At 39.9% G+C, this 18335-nt stretch carries 17 protein-coding genes and 3 pseudogenes; 6 read left to right on the top strand and 14 right to left on the bottom strand.

All coding sequences use genetic code 11. From position 1 onward, the window contains the following. Nucleotides 1-49 precede the first annotated feature (49 nt). Nucleotides 50-1606: pseudogene (locus tag MSKOL_RS21695) on the bottom strand (SUMF1/EgtB/PvdO family nonheme iron enzyme); the annotation flags it as partial. A gap of 5 nt (nucleotides 1607-1611) precedes the next feature. Next, the gene (locus MSKOL_RS16805) at nucleotides 1612-2010 is read right to left on the bottom strand and encodes a hypothetical protein (RefSeq protein WP_048157834.1); all 399 of its coding nucleotides are present in this window, start codon (nucleotides 2008-2010) and stop codon (nucleotides 1612-1614) included. A gap of 393 nt (nucleotides 2011-2403) precedes the next feature. Here MSKOL_RS16805 and MSKOL_RS16800 point away from each other — a divergent pair, with 393 nt between their 5' ends. Then, nucleotides 2404-2592: a YHS domain-containing protein gene (locus MSKOL_RS16800; protein WP_082091179.1), complete on the top strand. Its 189-nt coding sequence runs from the start codon at nucleotides 2404-2406 to the stop codon at nucleotides 2590-2592. A gap of 26 nt (nucleotides 2593-2618) precedes the next feature. Here MSKOL_RS16800 and MSKOL_RS16795 read toward each other — a convergent pair whose 3' ends face one another. After that, the gene (locus MSKOL_RS16795) at nucleotides 2619-3860 is read right to left on the bottom strand and encodes a HEAT repeat domain-containing protein (RefSeq protein WP_197078786.1); all 1242 of its coding nucleotides are present in this window, start codon (nucleotides 3858-3860) and stop codon (nucleotides 2619-2621) included. A gap of 67 nt (nucleotides 3861-3927) precedes the next feature. Here MSKOL_RS16795 and MSKOL_RS20810 point away from each other — a divergent pair, with 67 nt between their 5' ends. Beyond that, entirely contained in the window at nucleotides 3928-4101 is a 174-nt protein-coding gene (locus MSKOL_RS20810) for a hypothetical protein (RefSeq protein WP_197078785.1), read from the top strand. Nucleotides 4102-4361: 260 nt separating this feature from the next. Further along, nucleotides 4362-4544: a hypothetical protein gene (locus tag MSKOL_RS16790; protein WP_048122851.1), complete on the top strand. Its 183-nt coding sequence runs from the start codon at nucleotides 4362-4364 to the stop codon at nucleotides 4542-4544. On the opposite strand, the gene MSKOL_RS16785 is transcribed toward MSKOL_RS16790, so the two are convergent. Beyond that, on the bottom strand, nucleotides 4520-5308 hold the full coding sequence (locus MSKOL_RS16785) for an S-adenosyl-l-methionine hydroxide adenosyltransferase family protein (RefSeq protein WP_048157828.1): 789 nt from the start codon (nucleotides 5306-5308) through the stop codon (nucleotides 4520-4522). The genes MSKOL_RS16790 and MSKOL_RS16785 overlap by 25 nt on opposite strands. 120 nt (nucleotides 5309-5428) lie before the next feature. On the opposite strand from MSKOL_RS16785, the gene MSKOL_RS16780 reads away from it, so the two are divergent. Continuing rightward, nucleotides 5429-6964: a DUF1616 domain-containing protein gene (locus MSKOL_RS16780; protein WP_082091178.1), complete on the top strand. Its 1536-nt coding sequence runs from the start codon at nucleotides 5429-5431 to the stop codon at nucleotides 6962-6964. Between the two features lie 99 nt (nucleotides 6965-7063). On the opposite strand, the gene MSKOL_RS16770 is transcribed toward MSKOL_RS16780, so the two are convergent. The 4 genes and pseudogenes from MSKOL_RS16770 to MSKOL_RS20535 form a co-directional block, all read right to left on the bottom strand. Further along, complete coding sequence (locus MSKOL_RS16770) at nucleotides 7064-7807, bottom strand: epoxyqueuosine reductase (RefSeq protein ID WP_048157826.1); 744 nt, start codon at nucleotides 7805-7807, stop codon at nucleotides 7064-7066. Between the two features lie 47 nt (nucleotides 7808-7854). After that, nucleotides 7855-8337: a methylated-DNA--[protein]-cysteine S-methyltransferase gene (locus MSKOL_RS16765; protein ID WP_048157824.1), complete on the bottom strand. Its 483-nt coding sequence runs from the start codon at nucleotides 8335-8337 to the stop codon at nucleotides 7855-7857. A gap of 62 nt (nucleotides 8338-8399) precedes the next feature. Further along, nucleotides 8400-8534, bottom strand: a pseudogene (locus tag MSKOL_RS20540) (IS110 family transposase); the annotation flags it as partial. A gap of 202 nt (nucleotides 8535-8736) precedes the next feature. After that, nucleotides 8737-8889 carry a hypothetical protein gene (locus MSKOL_RS20535; RefSeq protein ID WP_156151131.1) on the bottom strand — a complete coding sequence of 51 codons (153 nt, stop codon included), beginning with the start codon at nucleotides 8887-8889 and terminating at the stop codon, nucleotides 8737-8739. 1190 nt (nucleotides 8890-10079) lie between these two features. Here MSKOL_RS20535 and MSKOL_RS16755 point away from each other — a divergent pair. Together MSKOL_RS16755 and MSKOL_RS16750 are read left to right on the top strand one after the other, a co-directional pair. Beyond that, entirely contained in the window at nucleotides 10080-10715 is a 636-nt protein-coding gene (locus tag MSKOL_RS16755; RefSeq protein WP_156151130.1) for a hypothetical protein, read from the top strand. Between the two features lie 13 nt (nucleotides 10716-10728). Continuing rightward, nucleotides 10729-11643, top strand: a complete 915-nt coding sequence (locus MSKOL_RS16750) for a YcdB/YcdC domain-containing protein (RefSeq protein ID WP_231592301.1) — start codon at nucleotides 10729-10731, stop codon at nucleotides 11641-11643. Nucleotides 11644-11678: 35 nt separating this feature from the next. On the opposite strand, the pseudogene MSKOL_RS20530 reads toward MSKOL_RS16750, so the two are convergent. From MSKOL_RS20530 to scpB, 6 genes and pseudogenes are all read right to left on the bottom strand, one after another. After that, nucleotides 11679-11935: pseudogene (locus MSKOL_RS20530) on the bottom strand (IS110 family transposase); the annotation flags it as partial. Nucleotides 11936-12213: 278 nt separating this feature from the next. Next, nucleotides 12214-12537, bottom strand: a complete 324-nt coding sequence (locus tag MSKOL_RS16745; RefSeq protein WP_048157819.1) for a hypothetical protein — start codon at nucleotides 12535-12537, stop codon at nucleotides 12214-12216. A 456-nt stretch (nucleotides 12538-12993) separates the two neighbouring features. Beyond that, nucleotides 12994-14280, bottom strand: coding sequence for a phosphomethylpyrimidine synthase ThiC (thiC, locus tag MSKOL_RS16740; protein ID WP_048122842.1), 1287 nt, complete (start codon nucleotides 14278-14280; stop codon nucleotides 12994-12996). 537 nt (nucleotides 14281-14817) lie between these two features. Further along, the gene (aglJ, locus tag MSKOL_RS16735) at nucleotides 14818-15735 is read right to left on the bottom strand and encodes an S-layer glycoprotein N-glycosyltransferase AglJ (protein WP_048157818.1); all 918 of its coding nucleotides are present in this window, start codon (nucleotides 15733-15735) and stop codon (nucleotides 14818-14820) included. Nucleotides 15736-15851: 116 nt separating this feature from the next. Beyond that, nucleotides 15852-16403 (bottom strand): TATA-box-binding protein, encoded by a 552-nt coding sequence (locus tag MSKOL_RS16730; RefSeq protein ID WP_048122070.1) that lies wholly within the window; start codon nucleotides 16401-16403, stop codon nucleotides 15852-15854. Between the two features lie 193 nt (nucleotides 16404-16596). Further along, complete coding sequence (scpB, locus tag MSKOL_RS16725) at nucleotides 16597-17712, bottom strand: SMC-Scp complex subunit ScpB (protein ID WP_048157815.1); 1116 nt, start codon at nucleotides 17710-17712, stop codon at nucleotides 16597-16599. Between the last annotated feature and the right edge of the window lie 623 nt (nucleotides 17713-18335).

Here is an 18335-nt window from a genome sequence, read left to right as displayed (position 1 = left end):
CTTCCCAAGCACTACCATCAGAAGGAGCTCCTTCATAGTTATCATGCCACCTGTCCTGAATCCACTCCCAGACATTTCCATGCATGTCATAAAGGCTCCATGCATTGGATTTCTTCTGGCCAACTGGATGAGTTTTACCTTCTTTTAAGACTTTGTCCCTATTCTTATCCAATTCTTCGTAAGTCGAATAACTACTATACCAGCAATAATCGTCGAGTTCCGATTCATCGTCCCCGAAGGAATACCTTGTTGTTGTCCCGGCACGACACGTATACTCCCATTCAGCTTCGGAAGGCAGGCGGTACATGTCAGTTTCTTCTGTTTGATTAAGTCTTTTGATAAACTCCTGAACTTTATTCCATGAAACTGATTCTACAGGCAGGTCATCACCTTTGAAATTGGAAGGATTATTGTCCATAATTTTTTTCCACTGTTTCTGAGTAACAGGATATTTTCCAAGGTAAAAAGGATTTTTAATTGTCACTTTATGAACGGGGCCCTCGTTATCGTACCTGCCCTCTTCATTGGAAGGCGAGCCCATTGAAAACCTTCCGGCTAAAATCAGTAAGAATTCCATCTCTGTAGAAGGGCTGATGAAGGTTTTGGGGATTTCTTGTTCCCGATATTTTTCCAGAAAATACGATTTTTCAGTATCTTCATTTTCTATGTAGCATTGAACAGTATGAATATATGTCTTAACACTCATTCTACCGGCCAGAAGATCCTCCAGAGAGCTTCTTATTTCTTCGTCATTTTCTGTTAATTCTTCTGGTTTTTCATAGGCATTAACAAGAACAATCATAGAGATATCATAAACAATAGGACGGAGTTCTTTTCGGATTTTAACCAATTTGTTCTTCTTCCGAATGAACTCCTTCTCTTTAACCTTTAAGGGGTTCTTCCCGATAATGAACTTGCCTTCACCGTCCACCTTTATATATGGAGTTTGAGAATATCTAGCTGTAGTTTTTTCATGAGCATAATTGTACAAATCAACAAGAGATATGTCCCCGTTCCTGTCCCCTCCAACTGACCCACTCCTTAACCCTTCAATCAGATAATGTGTAAAAACACCATGTTCCAGTTTTTCATCCTCTTTGGCCACATCAAACTCACTGGATGCGGATAGTAAAACTGTACCTGAGCCGGAAGCCTTGGCAAAGGTTTCTTTGAGATTATTACCTTTTATGCTTGCAGCCCCGCTATAACAGCAATCGAGAATTACAACAACTTTCTTACAGTTTGATGCATCTATAGACTTCCTGATCATTGAGTAGTTTAAAGATGTGGGAAGCAAACAGTCCATTCTCGTGTTATTAAATAATAAACACAGGTCATGCTGTGAGTCAGGTTCCCCATGTCCTGAAAAGTAAATAAGGAATGAGTCTTCACTTTCCGCTTTTTTAAGCAACTGGTCAAGTTCACAAAACGTCTGAGTTCTAGTTTTGTTTATGCACTCTATAACTTCATTAAATCCACAGATATCAGAGTCCAGAAGAATGTCTCTTATCTCTTTTGCATCTTTTTCTGCAAAACGTAAATTGGGAATTTTACTATCATAATATTCATCTGTGCCTATGACAATCCCAAGTTTTTTCTCGGTCATATTACTTACTCTTGCTTATTATCTTCCTGCTTCAGGCGCCTGTATACTTCAGGGATGTCATCTACATCTAAATTGGTGCAGATTGCCTCGCTACCGTTTCTGAATTTATACTTTAAATTTGATCTTTTCCGATTTCTTTCCCATATATTAATCAATTTAATGAGAATATAAAAAGAGTTTAAAGTAATACCTGTGAGCGTAAGAACATCAAATGATATGATTATGCCAGCCTTTTCTCCCTCTCCGCCCTTACGACTTGAGGGGGAAACTGAACCTTCAGAAAGGTTCTTTCGAATAGTATCGTAGAGCATCTGACACTGTTCCTGCCAATAAATAGAAGATTTATCAACTTCTTCAGATTCAAGGACAATTTGAAAATCAACTTTTTCAGAGGTATTCTCCATCGGCTAACAGCTCCACATTATCAAGAATTACAATATTGTAATACAATATATTATTTACTCTTTAAAAGAGATTGAATTTCCAGTTATAGTGTTCTACCTGCGATTTGCGGTTCGCTGATCGGCAATTCCTGATATTGTTGTTCCTATAGCTCTGTATTCTACAGTTGGAGATTAAGTCCACTAATTTGTTTAATTGTTATTGAAAATCGATAATCACCCACATTAAACGCTAACAAAAATAATTATATAAAAATTGCTAAATATTATAGTAATAATCAGTTATTTGAATTTATTTTCAGCAGCTTGTGAAACGCAGTGGGGAAAGATGAAAAGCTGCCGGTACTCGGCTTTGAAATAATAAAATGATATAACCGGACCAGTGGAGGAAAAATTATGAAAATGAAAGGGAGTGGAACACGGTTTGATCCTGTGTGCGATATGAATGTTACGGAGAGGGATGTTACATACAAAAGTGACTACAAGGGAAGAACTTATTATTTTTGTTCGTTTGAATGCATGAAGAGATTCCAGGATAACCCGGAAAAGTACATCAGCATCCATGGCAGGGAAGCTAAGGTATAATGGATTTTCTTTAATGGATTTTCTTTTTACCTTGAGTTCTGCTTATCCAGCAACCTTAAAGCTTCAGCCGTAGCCCACCTTACTTCAGGGTCAGGGTCGTTTAAGTTTTTGACAAGAGGGGTTGTTGCTTTTTGATCTCCGATTTTTGCGAGGGCATCTGCGGCGTACCGCCTGACCCAGGGGTTGCTGTCGTCTAGAGTTTTTAAAAGTGCGTCAACTGCTCTTCGGCTGCCTATATTTCCAAGGGCATAGACTGCAGTGATTCGGAGTTCGGAATCTTCTTCGGTCAGCATTCCCAGAAGAGTATCTGTTGCTTTTTCAGCTCTGAGAGTTCCCAGAGAATATGCAGCAGTATTTCTTACTTCAGGATTCGTATCACCAAGGCATTCGAGAAGTGGGTCTACTGATTCTGGATCTTCCAGTTTGCCAAGGGATTCGGCTGCATACTTTCGAAGTTCGGGGTCCTTATCTCTTAGTTTGTGGATAAGAGCTCCTGCGGCTTTTTTACTGTCAAGTCCCGCAGTTTTTTTGCTGCCAGAGTTTCCCAGAGACAGTATTATCTGTTTCTGTAATTCCGGAGAGCTCTTATTCAGTTTTGCGATAAGGGCTTCTTCAGCCTTGTCACCACCGAGAATCCCCAGGGAACGGGCTGCAACTAGCCTGACTTCGGGAACTTTGTCGTCCAGGTTTTTAATTAAAGGTTCAATTGCCCGTTTGTCTTTAAGATTTCCAAGGGATTCTATAGCACACACTCGGAATACAGGTTCTTTGTCTACAGCCAGCCGTTTAATTAGCGGTTCTGCTGCATTTTCGGTTCCTATCCTGCCGAGGTTTCTGGCTGCAGTTATTCTTACTCGGGAATTCTTGTCTTCAAGGAGTTCAAGAAGTGCCTTCTCTACTTCAGGACCTCTTGCCTGTCCCAGGGCTTCGGCTGCGATTGCCCGGACCTCCGGATTTTCGTCGTCCAGGGCTTTGATGCAGAACTGTGTATCTTTTTCGTTTTGTTTTAGTGGGTTAACGGGGTTTCCTTCCTGTCCTCTAAGAAGATCCGAGATATATGCTAGTTTTTCAGACGAGGTTTTTAAGCCAGAAACGTTGCTTAGCAAGTTTATGGAAGTGTAAACGACGGCTATAAGGGATAGAACCATTGAAATAAGGGAGGAGACCAACAAAACTTTCATTTTGGCTTCGGAAAAAGAGCCAAAGCTAAAAACAATCAGTATCAGTCCGTTAAAATAAATTGTCCCTGCTGCCGTATAGGATACCATCTTCATAGGCGGTTTTATCCGGTTGGCAATCGAGTTAGTACTATCTTGGTTGCTTTGCAGGGAGAGTATGAAAATAGCAATAAACACGGCATACAATGCTGCTACTGATTGCATTACTGTTGATGGGAGCCAGAAAGTTCCCCCAGAGCTTGCCGCGGAATTATCCGCATTTCCATTTCCTGAGAGGGTAAAAAAGCTCAAAATAACCAGAGCAAATAAAAAGAAAACTTCAAGCTTGTAAGTTTTCAAAGTAGTCAGTTTCATTCTAAACAGACTGCCTGTGCCGGATAGTTATATAAAAATTCCGCTGAATCGAGTGTCTGGTTGACTTTTGAGAAAGAAAAGCAGTTAAGCTTTATTAGAGCTGACCCCAAAATTCAAAATTGCTTATCTGGATATCATATTCTGGATTATCAATAGAGTTTCTGGTCCTGAAAACTAATTCTGAAACTCTTAATGATATGTGAATAAAATTGGTTTTGGGATGAACTTTTATCTAAAATGATCTGGAACTACAGCCTGCTTTATGCATCCATTCTTTATGCAGCTACTCTTTATCCAGTCGTTCTCTATGCAACCATTCTCTATGTAGCCACTCTTTATACAGTCATTCTCTATGTAGCCACTCTTTATACAGTCATTCTCTATGTAGCCACTCTTTATACGATCTTTATTGCGACTTGATCTCCACTTTTAAGTCCGAACTGAAGCGCAGCATTTCCTTTGTTTACGGCAATTTCCAGGAATCCATGACTGCCTATAAGGGCAAGGGGCTTTTTCGGCCCTACAAAACCATAGGTCTGAACAAAGGAGACCTTTCTGCTGTTTATTTCTATCTGTGAGCCAAAGTTAGAGTATTTTAAAACTACTTCTTCAGGAATATTGGTGATAACATTTCCAAAGTTGTCTGCAAAAATAACCTCGCCTACAAGGAAGGACCCGTCAATTCCGAAATTTTCAAAATCAAGGCTGACAAAATCCGAAATTTCAGGGCCGACAGTCTCAATAGGTGTGCCTTTTGAAAGGTAGGCTCCTGCAGGCGCAAAAATATCCCTGCCGTGGAAAGTTGCAGAAATTCCTGATTTAAGCATAATTTCAGGATTTGTGATCTCGTATACTTTAATTTCACCAAGGCAGCGAGCTGCAGGGATCAGTAGCCCGTTGTCAGGCCCGACAAAAAACTGTTCTTCTCCTTCAGGACCGGCTTTTATGGCAAGTGCACGGCGGGAAGTCCCAACTCCGGGATCGACAACACCAATATGTACCGTTCCATGCGGGAAATATCGAACAAGGGAATAGAGTGCAAAAGCTCCTTCCCGGATTCCAGCCTGCTGTATGGAATGGGTTATATCGATAATCTGTACTGCCGGGTTTATTCTCAAAATCACGGCTTTCATGGCTGCAGGATAGAGGTCTCCGAAATCGGTAGTCAGGGAAATTAAAGGCATAAATATCACTCGGCTTTTTTTCTATTTTATAATATGCAAGTCTGATAAAATATATAAATGTGTGAGAAAGTAAAGACTAATATTAAAATTATTTTTAATACTTGGAATGTAGGGAGAAAAATGAAACATATAAAAATAAAATTTATACTAATTTTCATAAGCCTGGCTATTCTTGTATCTGGGTGCGAGGACAAACTGAGTGCAGAAGAGATTGTAGAACAAGTGCAAGAAAAAGAAGCAAACCTTGAAGATTACTCTGGCACAATGCACACAACAGTATACCTCAATGGGGAAAAAAATCTGGAAGAGGAAACCCGGATAATATATAAGAAACCTAACCTGATGAAGACGCTTGGTGTGGAGGACGGACAAGAAGTCGAATCTGTCTCGGATGGAGAGTTCGCATGGAGTTATGATGCCAAAACAAATACGGTTACGAAGATAAAATTGCCCGAAGAACCTCTCTTAACGGAAAAAGATTTTGTCAATATCATAGGTAATTTAGTGAACGAAAGTGAGGTTTCCATGCTTGGAGTTGAAGCGGTGGACGGAAGAAGTGCGTATGTCCTTGAAGCCAGGCCAAAAACCGAAGAAAACGAGTCCGAACTAATTTCTCGAACGAAAATTTGGGTTGACAAAGAGACATGGATGGTACTTAAGTCCAGCATTTACAACAATGAAGGAAACCTGATAATAGAAGTGGAAATGCGTGACTTGAAAATAAACACCGGAATTCCGGATTCAAAATTCAAATTTGAGATTCCCGAAGGGGCAAAAGTAGAAACCCTGGATCTGGATGAAGAACTCAAAACCCCAGACAACCTGAGCCTTGAAGAAGCCAGAGAACAGGCGAGCTTTAAGATTCTTGTCCCGGAATATATCCCGGATGGCTACATGCTTAACTCGACAATGATATCTGAGAAAGATGAAACAGGTGCTGAAGGTCAAAGTTCCGAAACTGTAATTCTTAGCTACCAGAAAGGGTCTGAAAATTTTAATGTAATAGAAGCTGTCTATGAAAATAAATCTGAAGAAAACACTTTCATGGAGGGCGCTGAAAAAATCAGCATCAATGGAACGGAAGGAAAATACCTCAATGAATTTGGAAACACGAAGATGTTGCAGTGGGAACTTGGAGGAGTTGAAATAAATTTGATCGGGTCTCTTGAAAAAGCAGAGATGCTGAAAATCGCGGAGTCTTTTAAAGAGCTTTCTACCGAAGTTGATGTTCTTGATGCGGAATCTTTAATGGAGCCTTTTACCGAATTTTATATTCTGGGGCCTGATGGAACAGCTGAGAATTATCCTACCGACTATGTACTTGGGGATAATGGGACAATAATAGTTGCGGTTATAAACCATGAGCAGAAGCCCGTAAACTATACAATGGAAGTCAGGCTTGAGAACACGTCTCTACCTTTGCCGGATGACCAGAAAAATATCTACATTCGGAACAATGAGACCTGGGAAAAAGCAGTAACCATAACTCCCCCCTTCGAGGGAACAAACATGAACCTTCAGTTTTTGCTCTATAATAACGATAAAAAGGAAATGTTAGAGAATATCAGTGTGCCTTATAGAGATCTTCATCTATGGATAAATGTAACGACGCAGAATCTTTCGAAGAATACTTCAACTCCGATAACGGCGGTATAAGCAACTGAGCCGCTATTCGGCACTGAACCCTGTACATCTCAGAAACTGAAATAATAAAATTCGTGCAATCCTGATGAAAGTACAAAAATTTTATATGGTTCAACGAGATCTGAGAGCACAGGGTCCAGTTGCACATTTTCCACAAGCAAACTGATTAAGTTCGGGAAAAGCCCTGGCGTTTTCCTGAAGCTGCCTGTAACATTTTTCTTTATCAAGCCCTCCTACACTGAGGGCTCCAGCCGGGCACCTGTCCACGCAGACAAGACATTTCTCTCCTTTTTTGTAGCGGCAGAACTCCTCGTTCGGGCGCAGAGTTGGAGAAATTTCGACAGAAATCAGCAAAGTCCCAAAACGACCTGCACACCCAGCTTTCGTAATCAGCATCTGGTTGACTCCAAAAGTGCCCAGGCCCGCAGCATAAGCAGCACTTTTATGAGACCAGGCAACGTCGAAGCCTTTACTCTTATAATCGAAAACAGTTCCGGGCACAACTGACTGAATATTCTCTTCTGCCAGCTCAGCTTTTAGTTTTTCGTTGATTTTCTCTATAAGACAGTCGGTTTCACTTTTGGCCTGTATCCATTCATTTACAGGATCAGGTGACTGCCAGTTAAGTTTCACCAGTTCTTTTTCAAACGGCAGGAAGAAGGAAACAACAGTTTTTGCTTCGGGGAAAATCTCTTTAGGGAGCAGGTGGTGAGGACCAATGATTTTCTTCATGTCATCAAAAATCGGGTCACTTGCTGAAGCATAGCCTACGAGAGGTTCACGATATCTAGTCTCAGTGCCTGGACTTGCTACGGCTCCTTTGATAATGCTTTCAATCTTTTTTTTAAGCCCCATGATGATTTCTCCTGCTAATTACAGAGAATTTAGATCGAATCTTTGTGTTATTCTTTTCTCAAATTCTTTTCTTCAAGTTTCAATAAAAATTCCTTTATATCCAGCCCACTGGCATAACCTGTAAGTTTTCCGTCTGAGCCTATGACCCTGTGGCAGGGGATAATTATCGCAATCGGATTCCGGTTATTCGCAAGCCCCACAGCTCTATAAGCCTTTTGTTTCCCGATAGATACAGCTATCTCTTTATAAGTTCGGGTCTCCCCATAAGGGATTTCGTATAAAGCTTTCCAGACGGACTTTTGAAAATCCGTTCCCTCGGGAGCTGTTTTAAGGTCAAAAGATTCGAGTTTTCCGCAAAAATAAGCTTCAAGCTGCCTGGCAGCCTCCCTGAAAAACTCTTTATCTTCTATCCAGTCTGAAGGAATTTCTATTCTCTTCTTACCTTTCAAGAAATTAAGATGTTTCAGCCCTTTTTCATCTCCTGCCAGAAGAATGGGACCGATTGGGGATTCGATTATTTCGTAGTACATTTTGTTCGTTTCCAGAAGTGTGGTTGCAGATAATTGTATTGCTTCTGGTAGAAATCTATTTAATTCCCAACTATAACAGGCAGATTATTGATCAATGATTCATAGATTGGAAGCCAGAAGTCACTTATTGATTCACAGGCAAAGACATTAAATTTATCTGATATTACCCAATTTTTAAGATTTGATATTCTTTTGTCATATATTTAAGGCCGGTTTCTAATGATAAATCGATAGCTTTCAGGCAAGAAAATTCCTTAACCAATGACCAATGAACATAATTCAAAGTTTTGGACATTTTTGAAGATCAGGACTGGATCAAACACAACAAAGTTGAGGATGAAGTCAAAACCTCATACATGGAATACCTTACCCACACCAAGTAGAAAGCCTTGAAGTGTCCTATTCTCCTTTGGAAGTTCTGTATTCTGTGAAGACTACCTCCACTATGAATACAGGACCAGTTTTACTGATGAAGACCGCCAGCAAGACAATATCAACGGCTTTAAACTGGAACGCAGCAAGCAGCTGGTACTGTGTAGCCTCTGAACTCATTAACTTCCGCCTCTACGGTTATAAGTCCCGAAGAGGAGTGCAACGATAAATCCCTTGAAGATCTTGAGAAATCCTTGACTCTATGCATTATCATCTTCTGGATTATGTCGAATATATATCCGTCCGGGAATTCCAGAAAAACGGTAAAATTCATTTTAAAATTCATTTTCATTTAACCTCTTTTTGTCTCAATTGGTTAATGCACAAATCCACCATTCAATACGTGGAGAAGCGGGGTGTGAAATTCTCAATATTCATACTGTTCGGCGCCGATTTTTGTCCTGGTATTGATCCCGCAGGGACCTAAAGAAGCAACAGAGGTTGCACCTTATGATCATCTCCGGAAATACTTAAAAAAGCATGAGTCCCGAAGAAGAGTTTATGTTCTGGGCTATGGACTGTCGGAACTGGACTTGTTCATCATCCTTCTATCCAAAAAAGAAATAAAGAACGAGCCTTGTCCTAAAACCTATTTGATTCTAAATCATTATGAGTCTTCAGGATCATTTTAGTGATTAGGTATTCAGCTGATTGTTCCACATACGAAATTCAAAAATCAAATTTGAGTTTCAGGATATGCTCAATAAGAAAACACAAGCAAAACATTTTTTAAAAGGTATTGTCAGCAAAATAATCGGGTATAGTGTTTCTCATAGATCAGATTCTAAAGCTTTTTTCTCTGGAGCTCTAGATCACGTTCATGAGGTCTTGAAGCCTAAGCTGGAAAAGCCGAAGGCAAAAGAAAAGCCTTCCAAATAGGAAAATATCAAACTTGAATGTGATTTTCAACAGCAACTGTTCGCATATTTGGTATATGTTATTTCAACATTTAGGAACTAAATGTAAGTTATCCACTCGAAACAGCGAAGAGTCATAATATTAAATTATTGTGTTAATTTCCAATTAAATTATAATATTATTTATCTATTGATTAAATAATTTTGTAGTAAAGTTTATGTTGAAAGAAGTGCCATTCTTACATAACAGTGTATAAAAAAATAAACAGTATGAAATGAACTTGAAAAATCGGTTTGAACTCCTGAACGCACAGAGGCAAAGATATAGTTGACTTTGATAGTGTTCAAAGTTTGTATAATCTTGCTTCTGGAGTAAATCGAATGAGGTAAATAAGAAATGAGCAGAAAAAGAACGAATTTAAAATTATATATATAATTTGCATATTGCTACTTTTGTTTGCTGCGCCAGCTTCTGCGGATCCTGATGCTATGTTAGATAGAAGCCGAACCCAATTTGGAGATCTTTCAACGTCTTCAATTAATTACATCAATGCAAGATGTAATGAAGTCAGAAACGATCTTATTTTAATTCCTGATATAACTATAATTGCAGATTATACCTACGGAGCTGCGAGTGATCAAGGTTTTATAAACGGTATCAATTCACTTGATGATGCAACTGATGAGAATGTTGTTTTAATCCATACTCATGGTGGAGCTCTTCTTTTATCTTATTTAATATTCAAAGATGAAAGCTGTCTATATAGTTTGGACGTGAACAGTTGGATGGACGAACGAGACGGAGGATTCATTTTTGCAGGTGCATGTAAATCTGCAAAATACACAGATCTAGGAAACGCGTTTATTAACAACGGTTTTGATACCTACTTTGGATATAAAGACGATGTCAACACCTTACGTAATGCCCGCTTCTATTCTGCATTCTTTGATGCGGCTACTTTCACCGATGTCACTGTTTCTGAAGCAGCCAACTATGCAGCAGGAGAAGTAGAAGATGAGTTTGGAAATGCAGCAGATGTTGACAATAACAGATTTATAGGAAATTCAAACTTGTGTTTAAGACCTTAAGGGAGAGAAGATCATGAAACTTAGTCAAATTTGTATCTTGAGTTTGGTACTGGCAGGTGCAATATTTGTGGCTTTTGCTTCTGAAGAGGGAGAAATAATATTTACGAAAGAAGATGCAAAGCAAACAAAATACCTTGATCCGTCAACTGCAGACGTAAATATTAGTTTTGAGGATGCAAAAAACAAGCTAATATCAGAAAATCCGGAAGTAATCAATGAATCTGTCCATGGAGAACTGATTGATGACGAAAATTTCGGGATAATCTGGCGAGTAAGCTCAAAAACAACTAATGGAAAAAGCATCTTTGCAGGAATAGATGCCTCTAATGGAGAGCAACTTTTTGTATACGATGGATCAAAGAATGTACAGGGCAAAGACAGTATAAGCAAAGACGATGCTCTGAAAATAGCAGAAGAATGTATCGAATCCAGGGTTTCAGCGGATAAAATTAATGATATTGAGTTTGAACATGTAAACTACGTAGAACCTGCTGCTGACGATCTCCCTGGAACTTACAAAATTAGCTACGCAAGAATTATCAGAGGAATACCTTCTCTTTCTGATGGAATACAGGTAGGGATCAACGCAGAAACAGGCGAAGTTTCAAGCTATCGCAAAAGATGGTCTATGTCTGAAGAAGAGATAGCACTCATTGATACGGAACCAGGCGTTACGGATGAAAAAGCAGTTGAGATTCTCAAAGAATACATGAGTAACGAACCGTCTATAGGAGAAGAAAAAGCAAATACTGTAAAAGTTATTTCGTCGAACCTTGTCTGGAAAGAGGACGATGAAGATAAAATTCATCTGGCATGGTGGATCCGATTCATGGATTCAAGTTTTGCAAAGGACGCTACCTATCCTGCTTCAGTATGGATTGATGCACATTCAGGAGAAATGTTGCTGTTTGATTATTACAGAGACTAAGTTCAAAAGAGTTCTAACTTTCCATTCCTCTTTAGAGAAAGGCTTTCTATAATCTGATCAACACTCTTACCTGAAGCTATTCCTGACAGAATTTCTCTACCGTTTTTTCCCAAAATGTCTGTCAGCACATTCTTCAAATTTAATATTTTTAAAAAGGTAAAATTTCATGAGCTTCATTTTTTATATCTGTTCTTTCCCTAACAAGAGTTAATCTGAGCCGAACATATGGCCTGAATTCTCTGTGCCTCTTTGGGAAAACTCTTGATGGCTGAATCATATTAGACAGTAGAATTGCCTGAAAGGCAATTTTGCATCCGTGATCAAGTCACATTTGGGTCTTTGATGGTAATTCAATGGTTAGTTTTTCACGGCTTCGAAGAACCAAAGAACAGACAATATTCCTGTCCTAAGGTAATGATGGAGCATATAAACAAAAAAGGATTTTGGATTGCTGGTGCCGTCACCATTTATTGTAGTAATGATGGAACACATAAACAAAAAAGGTAAGTTAAAAGGACTTCCATTTATCTGGGCATGTTACTCGAAGAATATCATGTGCGTTTTTTCAGTTTATTTAGCAACAGGTCCCGATAAATTTTCAAATTCCGGACGGAAAGTTGAGTTTATTTCTTCTGGTTTCTTTTTTAAGGCCTCAAGTTCTTCTAAGGCATCTTCCCTGCTGCCGAAGAGATATGAACTTTTCCATTCAGTAGTAACATTATCGGGATCAAGCTTTTCAAACGGTTGTTCCACATTTAGTGCGTCAGAAGAATTCGTTACCTCTGCAGAAGCACCACATTCAGAAAACGTTGAAAAAAACAGTAATAACCCTAGAGTGATGAGTCCTTTAACTATTCCGAGAACAACAAGCCCTTTAACCGATTTATATCTCATAAAAGCACCGCCCTTAATAAAATAAAAAATTTCAACTCAGGTTTAGAAGAAATCTTTCCAGTATCTCAATAAAATAATAAGAATAACTATTGATATTTCTATAATAATTATGTAAAAAGTTGTCGATTTTGAACTGCCAGAATGGCAAAAACATGGGTTTCAAAATAATATATAAGTGTATGAATTGAGTGAAGCATGTAAGTTTACTGAACAAGAAGTTTGCTGAAAAAGAATTTTACTGAAAAAGAATTTTACTGAAAAAGAATTTTACTGAAAAAGAATTTTACTGAAAAAGAATTTTACTGAAAAAGAATTTTACTGAAAAAGAATTTTACTGAAAAAGAATTTTACTGAAAAAGAACTTTCATGCCAAATGAGTGAAAAAAACATGAAAAACCGTTTAAAAAGATGAGTAAGTAAAGCCCGAAGGCCTTACTCTGCATTACCAGTACCTGCTTATTTTGCGAGGTTGTAGTTCTGGTTGACAATCTTCAGGGCACAGAAGTTACCGCACATTGTGCAGGCGTCAGAATCTTCGGGGGCCCTGCTGTTCCTAACTTCTTTTGCGTGTTCTGGGTCGATTGCAAGAGAGTACATCTTTTGCCAATCGAGTTCTCTTCTGGCCCTGCCCATCGCAAGGTCCTGTTCTCTTGCCCTGTCTGGATATTTTACCATATCGCCTACGTGAGCTGCAATCCTGGAGGTTTTAACTCCTGTGATGACATCTTCGAGGTTTGGAAGGGCTAGGTGTTCTGCAGGAGTAACGTAGCAGAGGAAATCACAGCCATATGAGGCAGAAACAGATGCTCCAATTGCAGTTACGATATGGTCATAACCGGGTGCGATGTCAGTTACAAGCGGGCCAAGCATGTAGAAGGGCTTGTGGCCGCTCATTTCCTTCATGAGTTTTACGTTGGTTCCGATCTGGTCGAGAGGGACATGACCCGGACCTTCAACAATAACCTGCAGACCCTGTTTGTGGGCTTTATCGGCCAGTTCGGCATTGATGATGAGTTCCTGGATCTGGGCACGGTCGGTTGCATCGTGGACTGCACCTGCACGCATTCCATTTCCGGTAGAAAGGACTACTTCGTGCTCCTTGAGGATTTCAATGAGATAATCAAAGTTTGCGTAAAGAGGATTTTCTTTTTCGTTGTGGAGCATCCAGGAAGTCATGAAGGCACCACCACGGGAACAGAGACCACCGTACCTGCCGTGGGCTTTAAGCCGGTCCATTGTGATATTGTTGATTCCTGTGTGGATTGCCATGAAGTTGGTTCCGAGCTTTGCCTGGTCTTCGGTTGCCTTGAAAAGTTCGTCTTCGGTCATATCCACGATTGAGCCGTATTTCCTTGCAGCTTCAATGAAAGCCTGGTAAAGAGGCACTGAACCGACTGAAAGGGAAATACTGTCAATGACCTTTTTCCTGATTGCAAGGAAGTCTCCGCCAGTTCCGAGCTCCATAAGGGTGTCTGCACCTGCAGCTTCGGCAGCCTGTGCTTTTTTAACTTCCATATCTGCATCAACAATATCCGAGGACACACCGATAGATGCATTGACTTTGGTTCTGAGTCCTTCTCCTATACCGCAAATCTTTACCTTCCTGTATGGAGATGTTGGAATAACAATTCTGCCGGCTGCAACTCCACGGCGGATGAATTCAGGTTCAAGACCTTCGTCTTTTGCAACAATCTTCATTTCTTCAGTAATAATCCCTTTTTGTGCATCTTCCACGATCGTCATATTATTAACCTCAAGATTTTGATCATCTGTAAAATTTGTCTGTAAGATAAATCTGTAATTAAAGCAAGGGTGAATTAGATCATAAAATGCGCGTAATTATATATAACACTTTTTAAAAAATTAACTTTAACCGTAATCAAGTTTACTTTACTTATGTGTCTATAGTTATTGAAAAATATGAAGTGTGGAATTAAAATAAATATTTTATAAATTTATATTAAACTTTCGTTGAATAAAAAACAAGTAAACTTGTTTTCAGGGGGGGGGGGTTGAAAAATCTGAAGAAAATATCAAAATAACAAGAGATTCAAGATACCATATACGAGAGCTCAGATACGTGAAACCAGATACAAGATGTCAGATACGAGATGCCAAATACGAGATACCAGATACGAGAAGCTAGATACAAGATCACAGATACAAGAAACCAGATACAAGATGCCATATGCCTAAATTACTGTAACAGGATGAAAACCAAACAATCAGGCACTGTAAAAATGAGTAATAAAAATAAAAAATCGCCATTAAGAGAGTTTTTTACTTTCTCTGTTTGTTCTGCTCCATGATTAACTGGACTGTTTGCCTATGGAGGGTTAATATGAAATCACTCAAGGTTCCGAAGATAAACATCTGAAGGCCGAATATGATCAGTAGGGTTGTAAGAATAGTAAGCGGGATATGATCGACTCCCCGGAACCATTCGATTACAATAAAGGTTCCTGTGAACAGGCCTGCCATGATTAAGACGAAACCTATAATTCCAAAGTAAAACATGGGATTGTGCACTTTTGCAAGCCTGTAGATTGTAGATCCAATCCTGAATCCGTCTTTTACCGGATTTAGCTTGGTTGCGCCTTTTTCACTTCTCGGCAAGTAAGTGATAGAGACTTCTTCAACCCTCTGTTTTTTAAGAATACATTCCACCGAAATTTCAGTCTCTATTTCGAAACCTGTCTTATTAAGTTCAAGTTCTTTTACACTTTCAAGCGTAAACGCACGGTAGCCTGAGAGGATATCTTTTAATTTCACGCTATATGCAACGTCAAAAAACATATTTATCAAATGGTTGCCCACAAGGTTGAGCCTCGTAAAAGCTCCCTGGGCGTAATTCTCCAGTCGGTTACCTATAACGTGGTCGGCACGGCCATCCAGCACAGGCTTGAGAAGGGAATGAGCCTCTCGGGCAAGATATGTTCCGTCGCCATCAACCATTATCACGTAAGGGCTCCCTATAAGCCCGAATGCCTGAATCATTGCCTGCCCTTTACCTTTCCCGGTCTGCATGACTACTTTTGCGCCTTCAGCTTCTGCAATTTGCCCTGTGCCGTCCTTGCTGTTCCCATCAATTACCAGAATATTGGAAAAGCCTTCCTGCTTGAAGTCCTTAATAAGCTGCCCTATTGTTGCAGCTTCGTTCAGAGTGGGAATAAGAATGCAAACATCTGCGCTGTTCACGTCTCACACATATCCTTTACCGGAACCTCTACGTGCATCGCAGAATCCGTTTTATTGTATAATTTATCAGTTACTTTTACTTCCAGAATAGTGGTATATTAATATATTGAGGGTTCTTATAAAAGCCCCATGTTGTCGAGCTGCTGGCGGACTACTTCAACACCCCTCTCGCAATCCTCAGGGGTCTTGCCACCTGTAACTACCAGTTTTCCGGAGCTGAAGATGAGCACAACTACTTTGGGGTCATCGATCCTGTACACAAGGCCAGGGAACTGCTCAGGCTCGTATTCAATATTTTCAAGTCCAAGCCCTATTGCAATTGCGTTCAGGTTCAAAATAGTATGCAGGTCTGCAGAAGCAACAATGTTCTGGACAGTAATCTGAGGGTTCTCTATAGTCGTAATCCCTATACTGTTCAGCTTTTTCGCCATGTTGCCTATAACTGTATGTACATCGGCAACGTTTTTTGCCCCTGTACAGACAACCTTACCGGAAGTAAAGACCAGGAATGCAGCTTTAGGATCTGAAACTCTGTAAACGAGTCCGGGAAACTTCTGCTTGTTGTATTCGGCTCCTTCGAACCTTGATTCGATAACGGTTAAGTCGAATTCTTCAGCGAGTTTAGTGGATGCAACCACATTTTCGATCTTGATGCTAGATTCACTCATTAGTCAACCCTCAGTATATAAAGCAAAGGTAATATCCTCTACCCAGTATATAAAGCTATAGCTAAATAGCCAGGTTACTATATAAATACTTTATATATAGAATATAAATGCCACAGAAAAACTTAAATTAAGGGCGCCCGTAATTTAAAAAAAATAATCATAGATGAGGAAGGTTGTGCACCAATAAGGTACATCAGTCTTTTAACTTCTCAAGGCCTTCAAGAATAGAATCATACTTTGCACAGACCCTCTGGAGAAGGTCGCCTTTAACACTGCGGTGTGTGGGTATGAGGATCTGAGCCCCTTTTTCAATTTTAACTCCGCTTTTCGAAGTTCCATAGTCAGGTGCGATAAGAACTCCATCTGCAGAAATTCCAAGGGAAAGGTCGTTTACGATTCTTGAAACCATTTCAGTTGCCGGCTTGACCTTCTTCTCGATAAGAACGGCAGCAGAAACATATCTTTCTCTGGTTTCTCGAATTTTCTTAATGCTTTTTTCCGCGGTTTTGGAGTCTACATCATCGGGGAGTTCTTCAGCAAGTAAGGCAATTGATTCTATAAGGTCTTCAAAAGTTGTTGAATGCATTTCAAGGATCTCTCCGTCGCAGTACTGCCGTACAGTATCAGCGTAACCGGCCGAGACCACGACAACATCGGCTTCAAGCAGGCGAGAGATTTCCTCTTTTGAAGGCGAGTAGGCATTGGCTACGAAGTATTCCCTGATCCCGCACATGCTCATAAGAGATTCATACATGGGGGTTACGGCAATGGTCTTCTTTCCTATCCAGAGGTTGATCTCACTCTGCCCTGCCTGAGACCTCAAAAGGTCAAGGATTTTCTCTTTTATGGCTTTAGGGTCATTTCTTTTAAGCCCGAAGTAATCTGCAAAAAGAGGGGTTGTTGAAAGCTGCCTGCTTCTCCCGCAGGGCACGGACTCTACAAAACCTCGCTCTATAAGGTCCTTTATATGATCATAGGCTCCGCTTCCTCTCATATCAATGAGGTCTGACTGGAGCAGGGGCTGATGATAGGCAATCATGGAAAGGGTACGAAGTTTTGGGGCTGATAGCTCTTTTGGGGCGACTTCCCGCATAAGCTCGGAGTATTCGGGCTTGACCTGCATAACATACCGCTCCCCAAGATCAAGAATCTCAATTCCGGACCCTCGGGAAGAATAAGCCTCTGTCAATTTCTGTACTGCCGAAAGGACGGCTTTTTTGGGTTTTCCTGTAATTTTCATAAGTTTTTCGAGGCTTACTGCCCTGCCAGCAGCAAAAAGCGCAGCTTCGATAATCTCAAGCTCACTCATAATTCTCACTTCCAGAAAAGGAATATAATTTTCTTTAATCAGGTTAATCGGTAATCGAACGGACTTAATCAATCATTTTTGTAGGTTTTTACTATAAGTAAAGTTTCAGAGCACCAGGAATCCGCAATTTATACTTCACCAAATCCCTGAGTTTCTTTTCAAGCATTCCTTCTCGATTTGCTGTTTTCAATCTTTAAATAAGGTTTCCTGTATTGTTAAAATAAACCGAAATACCTGCTTTACTGCTTCAATCCCAAGAGCAATTGCAAGGTGAGATTTGAATAACAGGGTGGAATTGCTCCCTACCACGTCTTCCAGGAACCGGCCTAGAATTTTTCAATTCATCCGGCTCGAGCCACTACTACCCTTCCGGGTGTCAGTTTGGAACGGAATTGGATTTAGTGATGCATTTCTTCCGGTAGTATTCTATTATTTTCCATTGTTCGAAATAGTCTTATCGATAAATGGATTCTTTGTATTCTCTTCAAATTGCATGGGTAAAAGGAAATTTCATGTAATAGGATCAAAGAAAGATCATACCCTGGAGCTTTAATGTTGGCATCAATAATTAGTTAGATGAAGTTTTGAGACGACCCCTTACACTATATCATCTAAAAGTTCAA

The organism is Methanosarcina sp. Kolksee, assembly GCF_000969945.1.
Taxonomy (GTDB): Archaea; Halobacteriota; Methanosarcinia; order Methanosarcinales; family Methanosarcinaceae; genus Methanosarcina; species Methanosarcina vacuolata.
This window is presented reverse-complemented; position numbering and strand designations above follow the sequence as displayed.